Origin of the sequence: Wolbachia endosymbiont (group A) of Anoplius nigerrimus, from assembly GCF_947251795.1 — a bacterium.
In the GTDB taxonomy this organism is placed as follows: Bacteria; Pseudomonadota; Alphaproteobacteria; order Rickettsiales; family Anaplasmataceae; genus Wolbachia.
Map to the genome: position 1 here is coordinate 677,550 of NZ_OX366385.1, position 23,936 is coordinate 701,485.

A 23,936-nucleotide genomic window follows, 5' to 3' on the forward strand; every position below is an offset into this window, starting at 1 on the left:
TCCCAGTGTCTGAGCACACAACTGTACGAACGTTTGTAGTTTGGGCCACCAGTGGGGCAGTGCCCAGACACTGGTTCTATGCAACTTAATTAAAAACGTTTATTTTAGCGTAAGACAACTACCTTTAGCTCATCAGCTCAGTTATAAGCAAAATTTCTGGATTCCAGACTGGAATGACACCATTTGCTGTCTTCAAAAATGAATGTTCGTACAGCTATGTGTCTGAGCACTGGGATGACATCCTCCCTGGTGGACTCAAATTACAATGTTCGTGCAGTACGCACTGGAATGACAGGGCTTTAAGAAATCCAATGTAGTGGTAAACCTTACTTATTTAGTTATACTAGAAACAAAACAGAAAAATGCTCAAACACAGCGGTCCAAAAAAATTAAAGTCTATAATTGAAAACTATGCATTAAAATGCATGAAAAATAAGATTAGTAAAAATGAAATACGTCTGATTTTAAACTGGCGAAATATAGTAGGGAAAGAAATAGCAGAGTGTACAAAACCGAAAAAGATCTCATATGCACAGAATGTAAATTCTGGTGTGTTGCATCTGGTAGTAACAAATGGCAGTAAAGCATTGGAAATTCAGCATATGATTTCTCTTATAATAGAAAAAATTACGATATTTTTTGGTTATAAAGCAGTATATGGTATAAAAATTAAGCAAGAGAGTATTGACTATTTGACTATATAAGGTAATCTAAGTACATAGAATAATTTGGTATATTGAAGTGAGTAGAGTTTGTGAATTAACAAATAGAAAAAAATCTTTTGGTAATAAGGTATCACATTCGAATCGTAAAACAAAGCGTACCTTTCTTTTAAACTTACATAAGGTTACGTTGACAAGTGATATATTGAATAAAAAGTTTAGATTTCGTGTAGCAACAAGAACTTTGAGAACTATAGATTACAAAGGTGATTTAGATGCTTTTTTGCTCAACACAAGAACGATTAAACTAAGTGAGAAAGCGCAGAAGATAAAAAGAAGGTTGAAAAAAGTTTTAGTAAAGCAAGAGGTAGAGTTAGCCGTTTCAGATGCATAGTAAGCCTCCATGGCTCAGAGCGAAAGCTCCAACTGGTAAAGTATTCAATGAAACCTTAAACATCGTTAAACTGCATAACTTACATACGGTATGTGAAGAAGCTGCATGTCCAAATATTGGTGAATGTTGGAATAAACGTCATGCTACTGTGATGATTCTTGGTTCTGTTTGTACTCGTGCTTGTGCATTTTGCAACGTTGCAACTGGCATTCCTGATAAACTAGACCCTCATGAGCCAGAAAATTTAGCAAAAGCGATAAAAAAGTTAAACTTAAAACATGTTGTCATTACTTCTGTTGATCGTGATGATTTACCAGATGGTGGCGCAAATCAGTTTATACAGTGCATAGAAGAAATTAGAAAGATAACTTCAGAAACAACAATAGAGATTTTAACTCCTGATTTTTTAAATAAGAAAGGAGCATTTGAAGCAATTGCTGTTGCATCACCTGATGTCTATAACCACAATATTGAAACAGTGCCGAGATTGTATGCAAAAATAAGACCACGAGCTCGCTATTTTCATTCACTATATTTACTGAAGATGGTAAAGCAGATTAATCCTAAAGTTTTCACAAAGTCAGGGCTTATGGTTGGTCTTGGAGAAACAAAAGAGGAAATACTTCAGGTTATGGACGATTTGCGCAGTGCTGAGGTTGATTTTATTACAATTGGTCAATATCTACAACCAACTCCAAAACATGCAAAACTTGATAGGTATGTTACCCCAGAGGAATTTGAGCATTATAAATACGTTGCTTACTCCAAAGGGTTCCTAGTGGTTGCATCAAGCCCACTGACTAGGTCATCATACCACGCTGAAGAAGATTTTAACAGGCTCAAGGCCTGCCGCTGATGTTAATTCAAATTAATTTTTACTAATTATAAAGGAGTTGAGCAACTTTACGTAATGTCTACTATAAAAATCGAGAAGAAATCACAATTAGTTAAAAAGGTATTCGATTCCGTGGCAAGTCGCTACGACACCATGAATGATATAATGAGCCTCGGAATGCACAGATTATGGAAAGACAAGATGGTAAATAGTGTGCATTTTACAAAAAACTCTAAGATTTTAGATGTTGCTGGAGGAACTGGAGATATAGCAATAAGAATAGTAAGAAAAGAGCCAAGTGCTAAGGTTACAGTATGTGACATAAATCAAAATATGCTAAGCAGAGGACGTGATAAAGCTATAAATTCAAACCAAATTAATTTTGATTGGGTATGTGCGAATGCAGAAAGTTTACCATTTGAAGACTCCGAATTTGATTATTGCACAATAGCTTTTGGCATTCGAAACGTTTCTGACCGCAAGAAGGCTTTAAATGAGGCGCACAGGGTATTAAAACCACATGGAAAATTTATCTGCTTAGAATTTGCCCCTATGCACTATCAAAATGAGATATTTACCAAACTTTATGACTTATATTCATTTAAAGTAATTCCTAAAATTGGCAGCATAGTTGCTAAAGACAAGAGTTCTTATGAATATTTAGTGAAGAGCATTAGAGAGTTTCCAACTCAGGCTGATTTTAAAATGGAAATTGAAGAGGTAGGCTTTAAGAATGTTGAGTTTCATAATATGAGCTATGGAATAGTGGCATTACACATTGGAACAAAATGAATATTAAATTCTGGTATAGAATGCTGGATTATTATCTCATCCTTCCAGTGTTTTTTTTGCTCACTATAAGCTTCATTCTTGTTTATTCAGCAAGCCCTGTAATTGCGCAGCGTCTTTCTTTACCACAAGATTATTTTATACGGCGCCATACAATTTATATAGTCCTGTCACTAATTACCCTGGTGACATTTTCTTTTCTCAACACAAGAACTATACTTAACCTCTCATTCGCAGGTTTCATTTTATTTACTATTTTAGTGGCAGCTGCGATAATACTTGGTATAGAGGTAAAAGGTGCGAAACGATGGTTACATATTGTCAAAATTTCAGTTCAACCATCTGAGTTTGTAAGGCCATTTTTTTCTGTTGTTATAGCTAGTATCTTAGCCAGCGGAATGAAGTTTAAAATGCACATATCAATCATAATATTTCTGTTAGTTTTTGTGTTGTTACTTTTGCAACCTGATTTCAGTATGTCCATGCTTCTAACATATTCTTTTATTGGTCAAATGTTTATTGCATGTATACCACTTTTATACTTTCTATGCATAATAGGAATGGCCACAACTGGAACTACAATAGCTTACTTATGCCTCCCACATATAAAGCAAAGGATTTACAATTTTGTCTTTTTTACGCAGCGCGATAACTTTCAAGTCACAAAATCATTAGAAGCATTCAAAAGAGGTCAATTAACTGGTGTCGGCCCTGGTGAAGGTAGCGTAAAAACCTCTCTTCCTGATTGTTATACAGATTTTGTGTTTTCTGTTTTAGCAGAAGAATTTGGTTTGATTACGTGCTTAGCCACATTGATGTTATTTGGCATCATTTCCGCCCGCTTGCTTTATGTTGCATATAGGGAAAATGAATTATTCAATCTGTTGGTGATTCTCGGTATCTCAATTCAATTCATCACACAATTCATAATAAACATAGGGGTAACATTGAGTGTTTTTCCAACCACCGGCATAACCCTGCCACTACTTAGCTATGGTGGTTCTTCTCTTTTATCTTCAAGCATCGCACTTGGCATAATGCTGTCTTTCAGTAGAAATCAAGCTATCGCATTAAAGTTTCGTGAGCGTGTTATGCTTGTGGACTAGCCGCTCACAACTATTATTGGTATCCCTCCAAAATAGGTATCTGTCCAGATGAGTGGCAAGAGATATTATGAAATCTGAAAGAGTTATGTGGAAATTTTTCAGAAAATATTCCACTGACATGCTGAACAACAAATACATCACTATGTCGTTTATCGCAAAAACTTATATTTTTCGTAACCGTTCACACTTAATTCTGCAATTCTTTCATGGAAAGACCAGTAGTTTGAGCTATGATATCAATAGAAACCCCTGCTTTAAGTAGATTTTTTGCAACTTCAATTTCCCTTTCTTTTCTACCTTCCTCTTTAGCAAGATCAAGTCTGCATTCAAGAATGGCTTCTTCTTTGCGCAGATCCATTATTCTTTCTTCATAAGCTACTAGATCTTTTTCATTCCAGTGAAACTTATCTAATTCATCATATGCTAGCTTTATTATTGGTGATTTTTCTGAGATCTTCGTCCGTTGTTTCATCTGCATATTTGAAAAAAAATAGCCAACGGTCTACTACACTTTCTAGTTGTTCTTCTCTACTCTTAGGAAATTTTGGCAGCTCTATGAAGATAAATTGAAAATCTTTTAAGTCATGCTCATTAGTTTTCTCATCTCTTATGGTATGGCTAGATATATAGTCAAGCTTATCAGGGAATAAGGTGCAATTTGAAATCGCGATAAAGAAAATCTTCTTTAAATCAACGTATTTACCAGATTTATCAGCTTGTCTTGAGTAAGCCTTAGCAGCATAAAGTTGTGCACGTTTTTCAAAGCCTTTATCACGAGTGAGCTGCATCTCAATTATATACCTGTTCCCACTAGAATCCCTGCAAAGAACATCAACAATGCTTTGTTTATCAGAAGCAATTTCAGGGTCCATAATGGTGCTTAAGAATTCTACTTCTTGTATAGTATTGACTTCAGTACATCCTAAAATATCGTTCAAAAAGTGGATAAGAATATTCTTATTTTTTTCAGTGCCAAAGATTTTCTTAAATGTTAAATCTAACTTTGGATCGAGAAATTTAGAAAGAGCCATAGTAAAAATACTGAGAAAAGATTAATAATTGTACACTATTATTAACAACTATTCAACCATATTTTTAAGTATAGCTATACCGCCGCGGGCGCTAACACGTAGCGGGATAACGGTTGTCAGGCTAGCTGTTATCCAAGTAGCCGATACTGGGATCCAGAAAAAAGGATGATGTCATGAAAGTAGCTGACACTGGAATCCAGCAGATCAAACTTTCCGCTCATCCCCAGTTATGCCTTGTTCTTCTTCCACTTCATCCATTTCAGTACTAGGTTTTAACATCATGTATGTGATACCACCAACTGCTAGTGCTGCCACCGTAACTGCAACAACTGCTATTACTATAGGTATTAACTCAATTGCAACCGTTCCAGTTGCAAAAAGTGCTACTGCTGCTGCAGCACCTAATAATGCAGTTAAACAGCCGGCAATAATACCGTTTTTAGTTGCTCGTTTAATTGCTAGCTGTCTCAATTGGGTTTCTTCTGCTTCCTTGAGAAGCTCCTTCATATCATCATTTTTAGCTAAGTCTCTTGGAGTCTTACCATTTTGATCCTTCAGTAAAAGGTCTATTCCTTTTTCTACTAGAGCTCGTACTATATCTATATGGCCATTTTTAGCAGCCAAATGTAAAGGAGTCCACAAATATGGTTTATGTACTGCATTAATATTGATTCCTTCTGCTTTTAATAGAGTATCTACCATCTTTTTGTGACCATAGGAGGCAGCGTAATGCAAAGAAGTATATCCCCATCTATGTACTGCATTAACATTAATTCCTTCTGCTTTTAATAGAGCATCTACCACCTCTATGTGACCATTGAAAACAGCCTCATATAAAGGAGTGTCGCCGTCCCTATTCATTACTTAACATTGATTCCTTTTGCTTTTAATAGAGTATCTACCACCTTTATGTAACCCTTGGAAGCAGCCTTATATAGAGGAGTGTCGCCGTCCATTATATTAACCTTTATGTCTTCTCTCTTTAATAAAGAATTCACTATTCCCACATGATTATTCTCAACAGCCAAATATAAAGGAGCATAACCACCTCTCCCTATTGCATTAACATTTGCTCCGTTTTCTATTAGAATGTTTACTACCTTTTCACATTTGTGATTAACAGCTTGATGTAAAGGAGTATTTCCAAACTTGTTTACTTCATCGATACTTGCTCCATTTCTTATGAGAATATTCAATATATCTGTGTTGCTTTTGCAAGCAGCCTCATGTAAAGGAGTATTTCTACATTCATCTACTACATTAACATCTGCTCCATTTTTTAGCAAAATACATATGGCTTGTTCATTGGATGAAGAGATAGCCTCATGTAAAGGAGTGTAGCCATCCTTATTTTTTGCATTGATAATATCTGGTCTTTCCTTACATAGAACTTCTACTATCTTATGGCTGTAAAAACTAATAGCTAAATGTAAAGGAGGTAAAAAGAATGTTGCAGCATTGACATCAATTTCTTTTGCTTTTAACAGAGCACCTGCTGCTTTTTCGCTGTTATGAAGAGCGGCTATATGCAAAGGGGTATATTCAGGATTTTTTGCAGCTGCATTAACATCAATTCCTTCTACTTTTGATAGGACATCTGCCACATTTCCTAGGTTATTGCGAGCAGCTGAATGCAATAACGTAAGTTTATCACATGAAAACCATGAAGGCAATGTATCATCAGTTTCAAATAGGTGATTTACATTAAAATCAGCTTTTCCCCACTTTTCATATTCACCTTTACCTTCTGCTTCTAATCTCTCTTTTATCCTTTCAATTACGTTATCCTTACTTAAGCCTTCCTCCTTATCAACTGCGCTTAACATTCTTTTCCACTGCTCATAGTTCATTGTCATAATTTTATCCCTACTTCAATAATATTTTAATTATCATGTATTATGGCAAAAAAGTCAACTCATCTCTTCCAAAGGTTCTATATTAAAGATGGAAAGTCCAGAAGCAATGACGTGCGCTAAGGCTTGTACGAGAAACATTCTTGCAGCGGTGAGGTTTAAGTTGTCTTCCAGTATGAACCGCATGTTTAAATCACTTTTGCCATATCCCCATAAAACGTGAAACGCTTCTGCAACTTCAAGTAAGTAGAAAGTAATTCTGTGTGGCTCATAAAGCCTTGCTGCAGTTTCTACTACATCTGGCCACTTTGCTAAGGTTTTTATGAGGAATATCTCCCCATCGGTCTTTAAAAGTGAAGGATCTGCTGTTGGGAGCTCTTTTGGAGCATTACGCATTAATGAGTGAGCACGAGCATGCGCATATTGCACGTAAAAAATAGGGTTGTCTTTTGATTGTTCTTTAACTTTAGCAAAATCAAAGTCCAAGACCATATCATTCTTGCGTGTTAACATTATAAAACGAGTTATGTCCCTGCCAACTTCTTCCACTACATCTCTTGCTGTGAGGAAGTTTCCTGATCTTTTGGACATCTTAACAGGTTTGCCGTTCTCAAAAAAATTCACAATATTATGCAGTTTTACCTCTATTTTTGCTTGATCATCACTTAGCGCAGAGACGACTGCTTTGAGTCTTTTGACATAACCGCCGTGGTCACTACCAAGCTCTACGATCATATTGTTAAAACCACGCGATATCTTATCAAAATGGTAAGCAATATCCGAGGCAAAATAAGTCCAACTGCCGTCCTCTTTCTTCAATGCGCGGTCAACATCATCGCCAAATTTTGTAGAGCGAAATAACATTTCTTTTCTGGAAGTCCAATTTTCATTTTCTTTACCCTTTGGTTTTTCCAGATACCCTTCATACACCAAACCCTTGTCAGACAATATCTTTATACTCTCTTCGATTTTGCCACTTTTTTGTAGCTCATACTCTGAAGTAAAAACATCATGATTTACTCCAAGTAAGTTCATGTCTTCCTTTATAAGTTCTAAGATAGAACTTAAAGTATATTCCCTAATCACCTGATTATCTTGCTTTTCTAGAAGCTCCTTGCCATATTTTTTGGCCAGCCCATTCCCTATCGGTTTTAAATATTCACCTGGGTATAAACCTTTTTCGATGCTGATTTTTTCTCCCAGAGCTTCTTTATATCGCAAATATACTGACTTTATTAGTGTATCTATCTGCGCTCCAGCATCATTAATATAGTATTCCTTAGTGACTTTATAACCAACTTTTTTTAGCAAGTTTGCCAGAACGTCACCAAATACTGCCCCTCTTGCATGACCAATATGCAGTGGACCAGTTGGATTTGCAGATACAAACTCAACATTGATGGCCTGATTGTTCCCTATATCTAGGGTGCCAAACTCTGTTTTTAGCTCATTTATTTGTTTTAAAATTCCATGCCACACTTCTATTTTTAAGTGCATGTTGATGAAACCAGGGCCTGCTATTTCCACTGTTGCAACTTCATCAAAAGGTTTAAATTCTCTTGCTAACATCCCTGCAATCTCGACTGAATTCTTCTTTTCATGCTTTGCAAGCACCATAGCAACATTTGTATAGATATCACCATGTGCTCTATTGCTTGGAGGCTCTACAATAAAATTTGCCGCACTTGTATTTATGACACCCCTTTGCTTCAACTCATTTAATTTGCTGGAAATTAGAGAGGAAACCTGCTTGAAAATGTTCATTAACTAAAAAGCTATAAGACTTGTAGCAGTATAGCGAATAAGTGGGGCTAGTTGAAGAGTTATCTGATGTAATCTATAGCTAAAGTGACTTAGGTTTACCGACAATTTGAAGAACTGTCATTCCGCTACTCGTTAGCGGCCGCGGTGGTATGACGTGTTGCTCCGTGTCAGCTACTTGGATGACACCTATAGCTCTGTCATTCCAACGCGTAACGCTGGAATGACAAAGAAGAATGGGCTATTGGTTTTTCATATGGTTATGCAAGATCTTGATTCCCTTATATAAAAAACGCTGGTACTACATCCTGAAAATCCCAAATTGTTTCTTTGCAAACTTCACAATCTCCTTTTTCTTCTGCACAACTAGTTATTCTTTTATCACTATCAAAAAATTCTTTGCATTCATCAAGTGTTTTATCACTTATTATCCCATCTTTTTTTACAAGTTTATGCGTTTTCTTGTCAGCAATAATCAGTGGTTGATTTTGAGAAAGCACTACCACTGGCTTATTTTTGTCAATGCTTCCACCTTTGTAATATACTTTTGCGCTTACTACATGAGCCTCATCATCAAAAATATGATTTTTACAATTCTCATACCAATCACCTTCAACATCTTGCCGTATATCATAAGATTCTTTGCAAAGATCACTCGGAGGAATAGTAACGCACCGTGAATCCATACTTCCTCTACTAGTGATATAACCGGAGTCTGTGCCATTCTTATCACAGTTAGTTACTTTTATACCAAATTGTTCTACATAATAATCCCCAGCTTTAATTTTGTCAATAATTTCTGCGCTTAAGTCAGGATAAAATTTATCCAATGCTTTTCTTATGTAAAGCTTAGCATCACTACCTACATTAACATATTCACCATCTTCTCTAGCATTCTCACATCCCCTTCGATTACACCCACTCTCGTCAACTTCTTTAGTAATTTCCTCAGTAATTTCTTCTTCAATACATTTACACTTAAGATCTTTTTCTAGTTCATCCTTAATATTTTTCTTCAATTCATTCTTAGTCTCATCATCAATTTCGCACTTAAGATCTTTTTCTAGTTCATTCTTAATATTTTTCTTCAATTCATTCTTAGTCTCATCATCAATTTCGCACTTAAGATCTTTTTCTAGTTCATTCTTAATATTTTTCTTCAATTCATTCTTAGTTTCATCATCAATTTCGCACTTAAGATCTTTACCACATTTATTATAGATCACCTTACCCCTATTGGCAGTATCATCACACGGATCTATAATAAAATTAATTCCTAATGTATCACTGGTACAGCACGTATTAAATGGCAACCGATACATATAATTTGTATTTTCCTGATTCGGACAAGAAAGATTTTTTACTAGCATAAAGTACCTCCATTGGTAAATGAGATTATTAAAAAATTAACCATAAAGTGAAAGTGTGTACTGACAATGTACACACTTCATTACTTTGATATAATATCAACAGCACCCTCTGGTACTGATGGACAGAAAAATAGGTTTTAACCTCTTTTAAATCTAACACAGAAGAGTTTATTACTTCTACACACGCATCACACATGAAGAATTGTTTTCACAGCTGCCCATAAGTTTACCGTTATGCAAGCTGTATCTACAGGAGTGCATGAAGATGAAAAAATTATGGGTCATAATAATCCTCTAAAAAATACTATTACATTATTATAAATTAAAATGATTAAAAATTTAATAACTTTAATTATAAATCTAGCATATCAACTAACGATGTGATGTAAATTTTCTTTCAATTCCACTGTATCTTCGCCAGTTTTGCATACAGCCCGTCTTTACTCATTAGAGAGTTATGAGTTCCTACTTCTTCTACTTTTCCATGATTAATTACTATAATCTTGTCAGTTTTAAGTGCGGTTGATAGTCTGTGTGTAATTACGATCGTTGTTCTGTTTTGCATTAACTTGCTCAATGCTTTTTGCACGAGGTTCTCACTTTTATAATCAAGGGCAGAGGTTGCTTCATCCAGTACTAAAATCTGAGGATTTTTTAGTATCGCTCTTGCTATTATAATGCGTTGTTTTTGCCCTTCAGAAAGTTTTAATCCTCTTTTTCCTACAAATGTATCAAATTTATCAGGCAGCTTATCAATAAATTCCATCGCATAAGCACTGATAGCTGCTTGCTTCACTTTCTCATATTCAGCACCCGGTTTGCCATATAGTATATTTTCCATTATTGAGCAAGAAAATATCATGTGATCTTGTGGCACTAAGCCAAACAACGATCTGAGGTCATTTAGTGCAATTGACTTAATGTTGTGCCCATCGATAGTAATGCTACCTTTATTTGGATCATGAAAACGGAGCAGAAGCTTTAAAATGGTACTTTTACCACTGCCAGATGGGCCAACAATTGACACTGCTTGACCTGCCTCTATAGAAAATGATACGTTATTTAACGCTGGCTTATCAGACTGAGATTCATAAAAAAATGTTATTCCATTAAACGAAATTCCTTTTTGAACACTACAAATTTTTATAGGATCATCGGCATCTGCTATAGAGCTTTTCATATTTGTAAATTCAAATAAACGTTCTACTATTCCAAGACCTCGTTGTAAATCACTGGTATTATCGCTCAAATTATTTATAGCTCCTGCCGCAAGCGCTGAATAAAACACAAATGAGGAGAGTTCTCCAATAGTTATATTATTGCTTAAGACTTCTTTAATACCGAAGAAGAGCAAAACAACTAGTGAACCTATCACACACGTGATAACTAGAGTTACTAAAATAGCACGCAAGAGTACTAATTTTACGTATGATTTTGATACTGAGTTTAAATGTTCCTTAAAACGGATTTTTTCGTTTTCTTCGAGTACAAACGATTTGATGGTTACGATAGACCGAAAATTTTCCTCACTAAGTGATGCAAGCTCACTTAATTTATCCTGGGCAAAGCGTGCATGGCTACGCACTTTTTTTCCAAGTGAGGTCATGATAATGAGTAGTATAGGTATTATTGCGGCTGCATACGCAGTTAGTTGTATATTTGTATATAATAACATGGCAACACTACCAATCAGAATTACAAAATTTCGTAATATGGTTAGTAAGCTGCTGTTTATTATTGATTGCAGCACAGATGTATCAGTAATTAACGCTGAGATAACATCTTGTACGCCTGTGTTCTCAAAGAAGCTTGGTTGTAAATCGGTAATACTGCTATATAAGTTGTATCTGATTCGTGCGATAACTTTCTCGCTGCCAATGCCAATGAAATATAACCGAGTAAATGCAGTGAGAGAAATGGCTAAAACTATAAGTATTGCAACTAATAGTTTGGTAGTAAAATCGTGCTCTGTGCCAGAATCAATTATATTGCTTAAGCCTCTGCCAAAGAGGAGGATCGTTAAGGCTGAAAATAAAACTGCAATGAAAGCTATGATGAAATAAGATAGATTAGGCTTTATATAGCAAAATAACTCTCTAATATTAGATCGCATCGTATTTTGAAGTTTCTAAAGTTAAGTATATAGATTTTAGTTTCAGGGGAAAGGGAAAAGGTGTAGCACAATAGCTAACGTCATACCGCCGCGGTATCTCATCCGCTAACAAGAGATCCCGCTAACACGCAGCGGGATGACGGTTCTTCAAATTGTCAAGGTGTCATCCCAGTGCCTCTATGATGTCATCCCAGTGCCCAGACACTGGTTCACTCTATAATGGCAGTGCTCCTTTCTTATCATCCCAGCGCCTATTTCTTTGTCATCCGAGTAGCCCCTTTTTTGTCATCCCAGTGCCCAGACACTGGGATCCAGCTTCTTTTTTTCTAGATCCCAGTGTCAGCTACTCGGATGACACCCTACTTAACCGTCATACCGCGATTCATTCGCGGTATCTCAAAGCATAGATCCCGCTAACACGTAGCGGGATGACGATTGTCAGGCCAGCACCTCTATGATGTCATCCAAGTAGCCTTCTTTTCCTGTCATCCCAGTGTCAGCTACTCGGATGACACCCTACTTAACCGTCATACCGCGATTCATTCGCGGTATCTCAAAGCATAGATCCCGCTAACACGTAGCGGGATGACGGTTGTCGTTTAGCTATAAATATTTAAGAAATTTACCAAATAAAAAAAAAGGCAAAAGAAACCCTAGGCTCTGTGGACAAAATTTTAGAGAAGCCATACAAGAGCTCCAACAAAATTGAGAAAACCCATAAAAACCTCAGCAGTTTTATCAAATCTGGAAAAAATGCGCCTAAAATTTTTAATTTTACCAAAAAAACACTCAATCAAATGACGTTCTTTGTAGATATGCTCATCGTAATACCTTTGCACTTTTCGATTCCGTTTTGGCGGAATAACTACTGTACATCCCTTGTCTTCAAGACTTGTAACAAAGGCATTGCTATCGTAGCCCTTGTCAGCTACTACAGTAGAGTTATAGATACTTTCGGTCAACACTTGTGCCTGCGTAATTTCATTTCTTTGACCAGGAGTCAGAGTAAATTTAAGTGGATTTCCAAGTGCATCGACAAGCGCATGTATTTTAGTTGTAAAGCCACCTTTGCTCCTCCCTAAAGCTTCTTGATCCTTGGAGTTTTTTGTATATCCAGATGAACATGGATGGGCTCGGATGATCGTACCGTCGATTATAGCAACTTCTAAATCAGGCTCTTGTTTAGTATATTCAAGCAATTTTTTCCAGACATCTCTTTCACACCATCTTTTAAATCGCTTATGTATACTCCTGTAATTACCATAAGTTTTTGGTAAAAGTCTCCATTGGCAACCACTTCGCACTATGTACCACACTGCCTCTATGAATATTCTTAAACGTTTTTCATCTTTGCTGTGCATTCCTTTTACGCTTTTTATGAACTCTAAAATTTGTTTCCAATTTTCCTCTTTGATGTAATATTGCATATGGTAGTTTCTCCATTTTTTACCTATTAGGCTAAACTACCATCTTTTTCTCTCTTTTCATATTTTTTGTCCACAGAGCCTAGTCATTGTCTATTTTCAGTATTGGCGTTTTTTAAGTCTTAAACGCTGCAATTTAGCTGCTTTTAAATGCAACTCACCTTAGTTTAAATGTTTAAGAAATTTACTAAGCAGAAAAAAAGGCAAAGAAAACCTAGGGTAGCTAGTATTCAAATTCTCCCTTGTTCTATTTGACGTCTTTTGATGTCTTAAACGCTTTATAAGCGCGTTTCGGCTTATATAGGTAGAAACCCAGAAGTTTTATAAAGACATGAGGTGCACATAGTGCAAAAAATTAAGCATGATTTACGCCAAATACAAAGTTCCCTTTGTCGTTTTAATCTGCAGATTGCGAAGATAAATAAATAGCTTCAGTTTTATGGTAAGAGGGCTGGCGGAGTTTGTCAAGTAAGTTTTTTGTTTCTATTCCCAAGAAAAGCTCGTCATATGGTTATGCAAGAAGTCTATTCGTGTAGTTGTCTAGTTATAAATCACTCACAATTGATATGCTCGAATTATTCTCAGTAAATAAATCAAGCATAATGTTAGGTATTCTACCATCAACTATGTGAACAACTCCAGCACATTCCTCCGCCATTTTAACGTATGCCATAAGCCTTTCAATAAATTTTTCCCCTTTAATTTTCCCACAATCAATCGATGCATTTAAATTTTTAACAGATATCTTCCTGCCACCAATTTTATCTATTTCTTCATCTGTGTCACTCAAGATTATCATTTTAGATGCAGAAACTGCGATTGCGATTGCGCTTGCAGTGCTATCGGCATCAATATGATATGTTTCCCCATCTTTTCCATGACCAATTGGTGCAATAACTGGTATAAAATCTGATTCTTCAATAAAAAATAATATATCAGGATTGATTTCAGTGGGTCTACCGATGAACCCCATGTCTAATATCTTTTCGATATTATTTGATCTATCTTCTCTAAGCGTAGCGGTTATTTTTTCGGCTTTAATTAAGTTACCATCTTTTCCACATAATCCAATAGCTGAACCACCAGCAGAATTTATATGCTGAACAATTTTTTTATTAACTGAACCACACAGTGCCATTTCAATGATTTTCATAGTGTCTTTGTCTGTAAGTCTGATACCATTCACAAACTTACTGTTCATATCCAGCATTTTTAACACTGAGTTAATTTCATATTCTCCGTCATGAATTATTACCGGATTTATACCAAGCTGCTTTAATAAGACAACATTATGCACAAAAGTATTAAATAGTGTTTCATCTAAGATTATTGTACCACCGCATTTAATGACAAAAGTCTCGCCTACAAAGCTAGGTATGTTAGATAGCACTTCAAGTAATATTTCTGCTTTTTGTCCAAATGATACTTCACCCTTTAAAAATTCACTACTCTTCATTTTTTTATCTTGTAAACTTGAAAAACTCATCTCTTACCTTGGCTATTTTACATTTGACACGAGTGCTTATTTGATGAATTGACACATTCTCATTATTAATCCATTTTTGAATATCTTCTATAACAGCACCTAAGCTTTTTTGACTCACTTTATCTATTTTTGTTAGCACAATATTAAAGTTAATGTTATTATATATTAACCAATAAATGAAGTCTTTGTCTATTTCTTTTAATCCTACCTTGCTATCTATCAACACAAACACTCTTCTTAGATTTTTTCTTTGAATTAGATAATACTCAATTAAGTTTAAATATTGTATAATTTCCTCCTTACCTGCATGAGAATAACCATACCCTGGTAGGTCAACGAGTCTGAACTTATCATTGTACATAGAATAAAAATTTATTTGTCTAGTGCATCCAGGTTTAGAGGAAACTCTGGCAGCTTTTTTGCTGTTTATCAGTAAGTTGATCAGACTGGATTTTCCTACATTTGATCTACCAGCAAACGCAATCTCTGGAGCCGACTCATCTGGTAATGATTTCATGTCCGAAGCTCCAAATATGAAATTGCAGTTTGATGTTATCTGTTTTGCCATTATATTCAAGTAGAAGGTAGTAGGTATATTATAGTGTTATTGCTTGATATAAGAAATTTTTTATTTCAGTATATATTACTTAGCTAGATCTGTGCTATATGGATATGGAAAATAATTTACAAGACTTAAAGAAAAAATTTAATGATATAGAGAGAAATTTGGAAAATCCTACCAATTTAAGTCAAAAAGAATTCATTACCCTTTCAAAGGAATACTCTGAGCTCAGGCCAATAATCAAGATAATTGATGAATATAACACGCTGAAAGAGGAAATTTCAGACTTAGAAGAAATAATGAAAGATGAAAACAGCGAAGGTGATATAAAAGAGTTAGCAAAAGAAGAATTTTTCGAAAAGCACAAGGTATTATTACCAAAAATAAAAGCAAAATTAAAGTTAGCATTATTGCCCAAAGATGAAGATGACTCAAGAAATGCAATATTAGAAATTAGAGCAGGTACAGGCGGAGAAGAAGCAGCATTATTTGCAGCAATGTTATTTCGTATGTATCAAAAATATGCAGAAAGAAGAAATTGGAAGTTCGAGCCAATAAGCATTTCTAATACAGGTATAGGTGGCTATAAGGAAGCTTCTGCACTCATTAATGGAACAGAAGTTTTTGCAAGGTTGAAATTTGAATCAGGGGTGCACAGAGTACAGAGAGTGCCAGAAACTGAATCCTCAGGAAGGTTACATACCTCTGCCGCTACTGTTGCGATATTACCTGAAGTAGAAGAAGTTGACTTTAAAATAGAAGAAAAAGACTTACGAATAGATGTTTATAGATCCAGTGGTCCTGGAGGGCAATCAGTGAATACAACTGACAGCGCAGTAAGGGTCACCCACTTGCCAACAGGGATAGTTGTGATACAGCAAGATGAAAAATCGCAGCACAAAAATAAAGCTAAAGCGCTCAAAGTATTGAGGGCAAGGCTATACGAAATTGAAAGACAAAAAAAAGAAATGGAAAGGTCAACAATGAGGAAAAGTCAGATTGGCTCTGGGGATCGTTCCGAGCGCATAAGAACATATAACTTTCCGCAATCAAGAATAACAGACCACAGAATTAATCTAACTTCACATCGGCTAGAGCAGATTATAAAAGAAGGCGAACTAGATGAATTTATTGAGGCATTAATTTCACGTAATGAAGCAGAAAGATTGGCAGGGGAAAGTTAGCAGCCTACAATGGAATATCTTTATTAATTACATAGGATCTTTTAAACGCAATAGATAGACAGTAAAAACAAGTTCTAGTACTATCGCGGATAGAACAAGAACAGCTACACTAATTGTTTGACCATTGTAAATGTAGCTTGTTAAGCCGATAAAAATAGCCATGATAAAAGCTCTAATGAACGAGACTGCAGAAGAAGCTGTGCCTTTAATTTCAGGGAAAACATTTATTGATGCATTAAAAATCACTGGCTGGAAAATTGCACAACCGATAGAAAAAATAATCATAGACAGTGTTACTAAGTAGAAAGAGTGGGGTACAATTATACTGAATATTACAAGCAATAGAGACCCAATAGCACCCACGCTCGTACCAGAAATTACACACTTTATTGCTCCAAGTTTCTGCAAGATTTTGCCAGCAAATAGACTGATGAGTGAGAAGCACCCAACTATTGCACCTTGATGTAGTGCATAAATAGTGCTAGGCTCTGTGGACAAAATTTTAGAGAAGCCATACAAGAGCTCCAACAAAATTGAGAAAACCCATAAAAACCTCAGCAGTTTTATCAAATCTGGAAAAAATGCGCCTAAAATTTTTAATTTTACCAAAAAAACACTCAATCAAATGACGTTCTTTGTAGATATGCTCATCGTAATACCTTTGCACTTTTCGATTCCGTTTTGGCGGAATAACTACTGTACATCCCTTGTCTTCAAGACTTGTAACAAAGGCATTGCTATCGTAGCCCTTGTCAGCTACTACAGTAGAGTTATAGATACTTTCGGTCAACACTTGTGCCTGCGTAATTTCATTTCTTTGACCAGGAGTCAGAGTAAATTTAAGTGGATTTCCAAGTGCATCGACAAGCGCATGTATTTTAGTTGTAAAGCCACCTTTGCTCCTCCCTAAAGCTTCTTGATCCTTGGAGTTTTTTGTATATCCAGATGAACATGGATGGGCTCGGATGATCGTACCGTCGATTATAGCAACTTCTAAATCAGGCTCTTGTTTAGTATATTCAAGCAATTTTTTCCAGACATCTCTTTCACACCATCTTTTAAATCGCTTATGTATACTCCTGTAATTACCATAAGTTTTTGGTAAAAGTCTCCATTGGCAACCACTTCGCACTATGTACCACACTGCCTCTATGAATATTCTTAAACGTTTTTCATCTTTGCTGTGCATTCCTTTTACGCTTTTTATGAACTCTAAAATTTGTTTCCAATTTTCCTCTTTGATGTAATATTGCATATGGTAGTTTCTCCATTTTTTACCTATTAGGCTAAACTACCATCTTTTTCTCTCTTTTCATATTTTTTGTCCACAGAGCCTAGCATGGAAAGTAGCTGGTCTTATACTAAATGAATGTTTTTGATGAGGTTGCATAGAAGCTGGATTCCAGACTGGAATGACATCGTTTACTATGTGCCATATTGCAATGTTCGTACAGTTGTAGATTTATTCGCGGTATAGATTCTGCTAACAAGTAGCGGAATGACGGTTTTTCAAATTGTCGTAAGTCAGTTTAGCTATAATATCAAATTTCACCAACTATTTCTTTCTATTAAATAAGAATAAATTGCCTATACAAAAATAGATTGGCAATATTTCAAGTCTGCCAAGCAGCATTAAAAACGATAGAAATAATTTTACTTCATTACTGAAAGAGGAATAATTACCCGAAGGACCTATTAAGTTACTGAACCCTGGGCCAGAGTTTGTAAGCGTTGCAGAGACTGAGCTGATGCTAGTTATAAAGTCTGCATTGCTTAAGTAAGATATCACTATTGATGAAATGGTAAACGTTAACATGAAAATTGCAAAAAATATAAAGACAGAGTGAACTTCATCACTCTCCAGGGTTTTTCCGTTGAATTTTACCCTATTACCTGTACCTGGGTTTAATAAAAGGCGAAAGTGATTTCCTATAGACCTTAGAAAAATGATCAAACGAAAGATTTTGATGCCACCACTTGAAGAACCACTACATCCACCAACAAAGGTTAGAAAAAAAGCTAAGACTGAAATGAAGCTCCAATCTATATGATTACAGATTGCATAACCAGTTGACGTAATCAAGGAAGTAATGGTAAATGTGCTGCATCTAAATGATAATAACACTCCTAAATCAACATTTTTATACAACCAAAAACAAGCAAATAAAGATGAAACAATGGCTATCTTAACAAAGTAAGAGACCTGTTCATCATGGCAAATGTCTAACCGTCTTATGATTTTTAAATAGCTAAGAAAAGGCAGAGAACCCAAAATCATAAAAACGATCGTTATGGCTTCTAACATAGGGTTATTGTAGTGCCCTATAGAATCATTATAGTTAGCAAATCCACCAGTTGATACAGCGGACATTCCGTGACATATTGCGTCAAATAGTGGCATACCAGCCAGATAATAGGAAAATATACATAACAAAATTAGGCCATAATATATTGCTGTAATATGAATTACTACGCTTCGCGTGTTCGGCAACTTCCTTTTTGTAGCATCTGAATATTCAGAATAAAGTAAATTATTTAGGCTGAGAATCTTAAACATAGGAAAAACTGCAATTCCTAAAGTGATTATACCAAAACCCCCCATGCCATGTAGCATTGCTCTCCACAGCAATATTCCTGGAGATTGTTTTTCAATATCATTAAATATAGTTGCCCCTGTGGTTGTGATGCCAGATATCGTTTCGAATAATGCATCAACATAGCTCAGATTATCAAAATAGAAAGGAATAGCTGCAAACAGAGGCAAGGCAATCCAGGTGCAACTAGTAATCGCAAAAATTGCCGGCATGCCATTTAATTTACCGAGCAAAATAAAAGTTACGCCAGATGTGCAGGTAATTATGAATCCAGCGAGAAAATTTTTCCATTCGTAGCTGAGATACTTATTGGTAACAGCAGGAATAAGCATTGCTAAGCTAAACAGCAATAGGAATATTCCCACAATAAATACAATTGAGCGTAAGCGTTCCATAGAGTTACTTTCTAGCTATACAAAACCATAAAAGCTATTCTAACGTCAAGCACTTTGTTGGCCTTTATTAACAGTTATTCTTGACTTACTTGTAAATATGTGTGATAATTAAACTTGTTATAAAAAATAGAGGTAAAATATGAGTTACGAATACAAACAGTTTTCAGAAATATACCAAGCGTTAAAGTCCGTAAGTGCTGGCAGCAGTCTGAATCAAGGTGACGTAATTAGAGCAATAAAAAGTCAATTATTATCAGATTCAGATGCATATAAAGAGTGGGAAAAAGGGAAATTTAGTTTAGATCATGTGTTTACTACTGCTAATGAGCACACAGAATCTAAACACACATTATTAACGGTTGCTTTTAACCGTGCAGATTCAAAGGTGGCAGATCTTCTAATAAAAGTAGGTGCTAATGTTAATGCAGTGGGTGAAGGTGGATTGACTCCATTGATTATTGCTATTGAAAAGAAATTTGATAATCCTACTAATAAAGCTTTAGTAGATCTTCTAATAGAAAAGGCTGATGTTAACGCAGCAGGTGCAGATGGAATGACTCCAATATCTAAGGCTGTTGAACGTGGCGATTTAGAGACATTCAAAGCTCTAATGGAAAAAAAGGCTAAGGTTGATGTAAAACCTCCACATGGTGAATCTCTATTAGAGTGGGCTGAGTTTCATAAACAGTGCGTAAAAAATAAGGAAGATATGGAAAGTATAATAAATACTCTAAAGGCTCCTTCAGAAGAAAAGAAACAAAGCAGTGAGTCTACTGGCAAACAAACCCCAGAAAAAAACGATACAACCTTCTGGAGTAAACACAAAGGGAAGATTGCTCTAGGTGTTACTGGACTATGCGTAGCTGGTGCTGTTGCAGCCTATATGTTAGCGTATCCTGCAGTTGCACTTGCTTTAACAGTTTTGGCAGCAGTTATATTAATGGGTGCTATTGCTAAGGTTTTAGAAGATCCAAGTGTGGAAAAAACGTTTACACAACAACAAGAAGTATAACGTTAATAATGTCATCCCAGCGCGGCGCGCTGGGGTCTGACTATAGACGTTCCAGAATAAAAAATGTCAAAGAAAAGAAGTGTTGCCGTCACTTTATATCATAAACCTTTGCTGAAGCTTTCTTTATATCTTCACTTGAAAGTGGAATTAGACCAAGCCTAGATAGATACCCATCTTCAATGCTGATCGAATCTATAATTTCTTTTACGAATTCTCTTAATCCATCAACAGTATCCAGGTGTTCTTTCTTTATATAAAGGTATAGAGGTCTTGCTAATATATATTTTCCCGATGATATATTTTCGTAAGTTGGCTCAATTCCTGCAATTGTGCTCCCTTGTATTTTATCTTGATTCCTCATTAAAAAGCTAAAACTAAATATCCCTAAGGCGTTTTTGTTACTTTTCAATTTTTGTATTATTATGTTTTCATTAATTCCAACTTCTATATACCTTCCGTCATCCCTTATATTACCACATGCTTTCTTTCTTTCTTCCTGATCTTTATAATTCTCTTTGAAAATTCTCGAGTTCATGCATGAATATTGATCGAACATAATAGAATTAACCAAAGTTTCGTATGTGCCCGTATTTTGATGTGGACCATAAATTTCAATTTCTGTTTTTGGTAAGGCTTGATTTATATCAGACCAAAACTTTTTATTATTTTTTACTAATTTATCATTTTCTTGAGAATATGCAGATAAAGTTTCAAATAAGTCCTTTTTTGTGAAATCAAATCTATGGCTTTGATTTGAATTTGCAATGACAATTCCATCATAGCCAATGATGATCTCTATCACTTCATTAATTTTATTCCTTTTACATAGTTCTCTTTCTACTTCCTTCATAGGGCGAGATGAAGTGGTGATGTCTGGCGTGTCTTCCCCTATTCCTGAGCAAAACATTTTGAACCCTGATCCACTTCCTATCGATTCCACAACTGGAGTCTTAAAAGAGAATACACGATTGAACTCCTCGGCTACAAATGAGATAAAAGGAAAAACAGTTGAAGACCCAACAATTCTGATGTATTTCCTGGCATCAGCATTTGACAGCGGCGTGAATAATACGAATACAAAAATCAGGAGAAAGTTTCTAAGCATTATTTTTAGTTAAGAACATAAATCTAATTATTGTAATAAAAAATCAAACTGAAAAGCTTTAATTTTCTCTTGTGATTGACCTATAGCTAATCCAATTGACCGCTATTTCAATTGCATGAACAATTGTAACAATGGTGTCTGCAAGCAGCTTACTGTACGAACATTGTGATTTGAGAGCAATTTCCACGAGGAGGGTGTCATCCCAGTGCCCAGACACTGGGATCCAGTTCTTATTACCTGGTAAGTTTTCTGGATTCCAGACTGGAATGACATCATTTACCATGTACAATTTGTTAGTTAATAATCCATTGTCATCCCAGCGTCATGTGCATAACTGTATGAACATTGTGATTTGATACAAGCTACTTGCATGACAAAAGCTACAGTTTACATTTAAATTTTATTTTATATTATTGTAAGTATTACACAACTTTAAGGGGCAATTATGGCAGTTATGCCAGATAAATGGATAAGAGAAAAAGCTGAAAATTTTGGAATGATAGAGCCTTTTGTGAATCACAAAAGCAGCAAAGGTGTTATATCTTTCGGACTATCATCTTACGGTTACGATGCAAGAGTGGATAATAAATTTAAAATTTTTACTAACGTTAATTCAGCCATCGTGGACCCTAAAAATTTCTCTGAGAATAGTTTTATAGATAAAGAAACAGGCGTATGCATAATTCCACCAAATAGCTTTGTGCTTGCAAGCACAGTGGAATATTTTCGTATACCAAGAAATGTACTGGTCATTTGTGTTGGTAAATCAACTTACGCAAGGTGTGGAATTATAGTAAACGTTACTCCCTTAGAACCTGGATGGGAAGGTCATGTCACACTCGAATTCTCAAACACCACTCCGCTTCCTGCGAAAATTTACGCTAATGAAGGCGCATGCCAATTCGTATTTTTAAGCGGTGAAAGTGAATGCGAGAAATCATATGATGATATGAAAGGAAAATATATGAATCAGTATGGTATCACTTTGCCGCTGGTGAAATAATTACTACTTTCGTTGTGAGCTACCAAGCTGCTCTATAGACAATATTCCACTATTACCAGATAGCAAAGTTCGCGCTGATTCACTTTGCATTAGCGCTTGTTTTGCTTCTTGTTGAGTATCCCCTGTACGCATACTGCAGCCAAATTGCATATCTATTCCATTCTCAACAATGTTACATGATAACTTCATAGCAGTAGCGAAGCTTTCTTGTTGGTTAGTAGCATCTCCAGTAACAACACTACAAACAGTGAAGTTACGATCATTTCCAACTGTTCGTATCACTGCTTTACCATCTTGTATACCATCATTATTTATATGCTTTGCTATAACAGTCTCATCTACACCTTCTACTACTCGAGATATTACCTCTATATTTGGTTGATTATGTAGCTGACCACTTCTCATTAGTGGTTGGCATAAATCAGTGTCTGATTGATCTTGCTCCACATCATTTTGTTGCCCTAACTTATTAGCTTCTTCTTCAACACGCTTATTGTATTCTTCGCCATTATTCACCTCAACTTTATTTACTGGTTGACCTTGATTGTTTTCTATATTTTTTTGACTAAACATATCTTTATTGATAGCTCGAAAAATAAGAAATGGTATCAGTGAAATTACTAGGTTTAATATAATGCACGGAATTAAAACCGCAGCAGCAGCTATACAGATTAGAGATTTAACTATAAACTTTATTACTTTAGATAATTTAGAATCATCTTTTTGAGCACTTACAGCATTTAAAAATAGCATAGTAAAACCAAAAGATAACACTGTTATAGCAGTAGGCACGATGATTGGAACAAGTAAAAAAGCGTTGATTAATTTTTTTCCAGAACTAGTTGTGTTATTCAGTGATGCAAGATAGCTTTGACCAACATTAGCAATCCATTTTGTACCAGACAAAACTCTTTTACTATTCTCTTCCGACATTTCAAATTTCATTTTCACTACCATTTTTATAATACTAAATTATACTCAGAATTGATATTGTAAAGTCAACATAAATTTTTTACTTCCGTACTTTTTCATTGTTGCTTACAATGATTATAGCTACATCATGTGCTTTTCTTAATTAAAAACTTCAATTATTTATTGTAAATTATTGAATTTCCTACTATTTAGTAGGAAATTGTCATCCAAGTGGCTGTAAAATGACAAATTCGTCATTCCGCTACTAGTTAGCGAAATCTATGCTAAGAGCATGTCTTCAAACTGAGTAGAAAGAAGTTAAGAAGTATGGTATAAGGTACATTT

Annotated in this window: 21 protein-coding genes and 2 pseudogenes; 8 read left to right on the forward strand and 15 right to left on the reverse strand. The window is 35.4% G+C overall.

All coding sequences use genetic code 11. The annotated features are described in order from the left end of the window. Nucleotides 1-362 precede the first annotated feature (362 nt). From OPR26_RS03630 to OPR26_RS03650, 5 genes are read left to right on the forward strand one after another with little or no spacing between them, the layout of a single operon-like run. A complete protein-coding gene (locus OPR26_RS03630) occupies nucleotides 363-704 on the forward strand; it encodes a DUF721 domain-containing protein (protein ID WP_096616965.1) in 342 nt (113 codons plus the stop codon). Between the two features lie 37 nt (nucleotides 705-741). Then, nucleotides 742-1,056 (forward strand): 50S ribosomal protein L28, encoded by a 315-nt coding sequence (gene rpmB, locus OPR26_RS03635; protein ID WP_006279619.1) that lies wholly within the window; start codon nucleotides 742-744, stop codon nucleotides 1,054-1,056. Next, nucleotides 1,049-1,912, forward strand: a complete 864-nt coding sequence (gene lipA, locus OPR26_RS03640) for a lipoyl synthase (RefSeq protein WP_265015479.1) — start codon at nucleotides 1,049-1,051, stop codon at nucleotides 1,910-1,912. The genes rpmB and lipA overlap by 8 nt, the downstream gene beginning before the upstream one ends. A 54-nt stretch (nucleotides 1,913-1,966) precedes the next feature. Further along, nucleotides 1,967-2,683, forward strand: a complete 717-nt coding sequence (gene ubiE / locus OPR26_RS03645; RefSeq protein WP_253302416.1) for a bifunctional demethylmenaquinone methyltransferase/2-methoxy-6-polyprenyl-1,4-benzoquinol methylase UbiE — start codon at nucleotides 1,967-1,969, stop codon at nucleotides 2,681-2,683. After that, entirely contained in the window at nucleotides 2,680-3,786 is a 1,107-nt protein-coding gene (locus OPR26_RS03650; RefSeq protein ID WP_265015480.1) for an FtsW/RodA/SpoVE family cell cycle protein, read from the forward strand. The genes ubiE and OPR26_RS03650 overlap by 4 nt, the downstream gene beginning before the upstream one ends. Before the next feature lie 187 nt (nucleotides 3,787-3,973). On the opposite strand, the pseudogene OPR26_RS03655 reads toward OPR26_RS03650, so the two are convergent. From OPR26_RS03655 to yihA, 9 genes and pseudogenes are all read right to left on the reverse strand, one after another. Next, nucleotides 3,974-4,817, reverse strand: a pseudogene (locus OPR26_RS03655) (Rpn family recombination-promoting nuclease/putative transposase). A gap of 204 nt (nucleotides 4,818-5,021) precedes the next feature. After that, nucleotides 5,022-5,678, reverse strand: a complete 657-nt coding sequence (locus tag OPR26_RS03660; protein ID WP_265015481.1) for an ankyrin repeat domain-containing protein — start codon at nucleotides 5,676-5,678, stop codon at nucleotides 5,022-5,024. Beyond that, entirely contained in the window at nucleotides 5,678-6,643 is a 966-nt protein-coding gene (locus tag OPR26_RS03665) for an ankyrin repeat domain-containing protein (protein WP_265015482.1), read from the reverse strand. The genes OPR26_RS03660 and OPR26_RS03665 overlap by 1 nt, the downstream gene beginning before the upstream one ends. 84 nt (nucleotides 6,644-6,727) lie before the next feature. Beyond that, on the reverse strand, nucleotides 6,728-8,434 hold the full coding sequence (gene argS, locus OPR26_RS03670; protein WP_265015483.1) for an arginine--tRNA ligase: 1,707 nt from the start codon (nucleotides 8,432-8,434) through the stop codon (nucleotides 6,728-6,730). A gap of 278 nt (nucleotides 8,435-8,712) precedes the next feature. Beyond that, nucleotides 8,713-9,801: a hypothetical protein gene (locus OPR26_RS03675; RefSeq protein ID WP_265015484.1), complete on the reverse strand. Its 1,089-nt coding sequence runs from the start codon at nucleotides 9,799-9,801 to the stop codon at nucleotides 8,713-8,715. A 397-nt stretch (nucleotides 9,802-10,198) separates the two neighbouring features. Further along, entirely contained in the window at nucleotides 10,199-11,914 is a 1,716-nt protein-coding gene (locus tag OPR26_RS03680) for an ABC transporter ATP-binding protein (protein ID WP_265015485.1), read from the reverse strand. 674 nt (nucleotides 11,915-12,588) lie between these two features. Beyond that, nucleotides 12,589-13,341: an IS5 family transposase gene (locus OPR26_RS03685; RefSeq protein WP_264702259.1), complete on the reverse strand. Its 753-nt coding sequence runs from the start codon at nucleotides 13,339-13,341 to the stop codon at nucleotides 12,589-12,591. A 541-nt stretch (nucleotides 13,342-13,882) separates the two neighbouring features. Further along, nucleotides 13,883-14,794, reverse strand: coding sequence for an acetylglutamate kinase (gene argB, locus OPR26_RS03690; RefSeq protein WP_265015486.1), 912 nt, complete (start codon nucleotides 14,792-14,794; stop codon nucleotides 13,883-13,885). Nucleotides 14,795-14,798: 4 nt separating this feature from the next. Next, on the reverse strand, nucleotides 14,799-15,395 hold the full coding sequence (yihA, locus tag OPR26_RS03695; RefSeq protein WP_265016284.1) for a ribosome biogenesis GTP-binding protein YihA/YsxC: 597 nt from the start codon (nucleotides 15,393-15,395) through the stop codon (nucleotides 14,799-14,801). A 95-nt stretch (nucleotides 15,396-15,490) separates the two neighbouring features. Between yihA and prfA the strand changes: the two genes are divergently transcribed. Further along, on the forward strand, nucleotides 15,491-16,570 hold the full coding sequence (prfA, locus tag OPR26_RS03700) for a peptide chain release factor 1 (RefSeq protein ID WP_007548640.1): 1,080 nt from the start codon (nucleotides 15,491-15,493) through the stop codon (nucleotides 16,568-16,570). A gap of 27 nt (nucleotides 16,571-16,597) precedes the next feature. Here the strand turns inward: prfA and OPR26_RS03705 are convergent. The 3 genes and pseudogenes from OPR26_RS03705 to OPR26_RS03715 form a co-directional block, all read right to left on the reverse strand. Next, nucleotides 16,598-17,053: pseudogene (locus tag OPR26_RS03705) on the reverse strand (MFS transporter); the annotation flags it as partial. Between the two features lie 19 nt (nucleotides 17,054-17,072). Further along, nucleotides 17,073-17,825 carry an IS5 family transposase gene (locus OPR26_RS03710; RefSeq protein WP_264702259.1) on the reverse strand — a complete coding sequence of 251 codons (753 nt, stop codon included), beginning with the start codon at nucleotides 17,823-17,825 and terminating at the stop codon, nucleotides 17,073-17,075. Nucleotides 17,826-18,125: 300 nt separating this feature from the next. Next, nucleotides 18,126-19,559, reverse strand: coding sequence for a TrkH family potassium uptake protein (locus tag OPR26_RS03715; RefSeq protein ID WP_265015488.1), 1,434 nt, complete (start codon nucleotides 19,557-19,559; stop codon nucleotides 18,126-18,128). A 139-nt stretch (nucleotides 19,560-19,698) separates the two neighbouring features. Between OPR26_RS03715 and OPR26_RS03720 the strand changes: the two genes are divergently transcribed. Beyond that, nucleotides 19,699-20,571 carry an ankyrin repeat domain-containing protein gene (locus OPR26_RS03720; protein WP_265015489.1) on the forward strand — a complete coding sequence of 291 codons (873 nt, stop codon included), beginning with the start codon at nucleotides 19,699-19,701 and terminating at the stop codon, nucleotides 20,569-20,571. Nucleotides 20,572-20,659: 88 nt separating this feature from the next. Here the strand turns inward: OPR26_RS03720 and OPR26_RS03725 are convergent, their stop codons facing one another. Further along, entirely contained in the window at nucleotides 20,660-21,676 is a 1,017-nt protein-coding gene (locus OPR26_RS03725) for a substrate-binding domain-containing protein (protein WP_265015490.1), read from the reverse strand. A gap of 58 nt (nucleotides 21,677-21,734) precedes the next feature. Beyond that, on the reverse strand, nucleotides 21,735-21,965 hold the full coding sequence (locus tag OPR26_RS03730; protein WP_265015491.1) for a hypothetical protein: 231 nt from the start codon (nucleotides 21,963-21,965) through the stop codon (nucleotides 21,735-21,737). 156 nt (nucleotides 21,966-22,121) lie between these two features. Between OPR26_RS03730 and dcd the strand changes: the two genes are divergently transcribed. Continuing rightward, nucleotides 22,122-22,679, forward strand: coding sequence for a dCTP deaminase (dcd, locus tag OPR26_RS03735; RefSeq protein ID WP_265015492.1), 558 nt, complete (start codon nucleotides 22,122-22,124; stop codon nucleotides 22,677-22,679). A 3-nt stretch (nucleotides 22,680-22,682) separates the two neighbouring features. Here dcd and OPR26_RS03740 read toward each other — a convergent pair whose 3' ends face one another. Further along, nucleotides 22,683-23,624 (reverse strand): hypothetical protein, encoded by a 942-nt coding sequence (locus OPR26_RS03740; RefSeq protein ID WP_265015493.1) that lies wholly within the window; start codon nucleotides 23,622-23,624, stop codon nucleotides 22,683-22,685. Nucleotides 23,625-23,936: the final 312 nt, after the last annotated feature.

What these genes read in the sequence shown, in the direction of transcription:
- OPR26_RS03665 (WP_265015482.1), bottom strand. Translation starts at nt 6,643, where the DNA reads ATGTTAAGCGCAGTTGATAAGGAGGAAGGCTTAAGTAAGGATAACGTA.
- OPR26_RS03650 (WP_265015480.1), top strand. Translation starts at nt 2,680, where the DNA reads ATGAATATTAAATTCTGGTATAGAATGCTGGATTATTATCTCATCCTT.
- argB (WP_265015486.1), bottom strand. Translation starts at nt 14,794, where the DNA reads ATGAAGAGTAGTGAATTTTTAAAGGGTGAAGTATCATTTGGACAAAAA.
- OPR26_RS03725 (WP_265015490.1), bottom strand. Translation starts at nt 21,676, where the DNA reads ATGCTTAGAAACTTTCTCCTGATTTTTGTATTCGTATTATTCACGCCG.
- OPR26_RS03660 (WP_265015481.1), bottom strand. Translation starts at nt 5,678, where the DNA reads ATGAATAGGGACGGCGACACTCCTTTATATGAGGCTGTTTTCAATGGT.
- lipA (WP_265015479.1), top strand. Translation starts at nt 1,049, where the DNA reads ATGCATAGTAAGCCTCCATGGCTCAGAGCGAAAGCTCCAACTGGTAAA.
- OPR26_RS03710 (WP_264702259.1), bottom strand. Translation starts at nt 17,825, where the DNA reads ATGCAATATTACATCAAAGAGGAAAATTGGAAACAAATTTTAGAGTTC.
- ubiE (WP_253302416.1), top strand. Translation starts at nt 1,967, where the DNA reads ATGTCTACTATAAAAATCGAGAAGAAATCACAATTAGTTAAAAAGGTA.
- OPR26_RS03680 (WP_265015485.1), bottom strand. Translation starts at nt 11,914, where the DNA reads ATGCGATCTAATATTAGAGAGTTATTTTGCTATATAAAGCCTAATCTA.
- OPR26_RS03720 (WP_265015489.1), top strand. Translation starts at nt 19,699, where the DNA reads ATGAGTTACGAATACAAACAGTTTTCAGAAATATACCAAGCGTTAAAG.
- OPR26_RS03685 (WP_264702259.1), bottom strand. Translation starts at nt 13,341, where the DNA reads ATGCAATATTACATCAAAGAGGAAAATTGGAAACAAATTTTAGAGTTC.
- prfA (WP_007548640.1), top strand. Translation starts at nt 15,491, where the DNA reads ATGGATATGGAAAATAATTTACAAGACTTAAAGAAAAAATTTAATGAT.
- OPR26_RS03675 (WP_265015484.1), bottom strand. Translation starts at nt 9,801, where the DNA reads ATGCTAGTAAAAAATCTTTCTTGTCCGAATCAGGAAAATACAAATTAT.
- dcd (WP_265015492.1), top strand. Translation starts at nt 22,122, where the DNA reads ATGGCAGTTATGCCAGATAAATGGATAAGAGAAAAAGCTGAAAATTTT.
- OPR26_RS03740 (WP_265015493.1), bottom strand. Translation starts at nt 23,624, where the DNA reads ATGAAATTTGAAATGTCGGAAGAGAATAGTAAAAGAGTTTTGTCTGGT.
- argS (WP_265015483.1), bottom strand. Translation starts at nt 8,434, where the DNA reads ATGAACATTTTCAAGCAGGTTTCCTCTCTAATTTCCAGCAAATTAAAT.
- OPR26_RS03715 (WP_265015488.1), bottom strand. Translation starts at nt 19,559, where the DNA reads ATGGAACGCTTACGCTCAATTGTATTTATTGTGGGAATATTCCTATTG.
- OPR26_RS03630 (WP_096616965.1), top strand. Translation starts at nt 363, where the DNA reads ATGCTCAAACACAGCGGTCCAAAAAAATTAAAGTCTATAATTGAAAAC.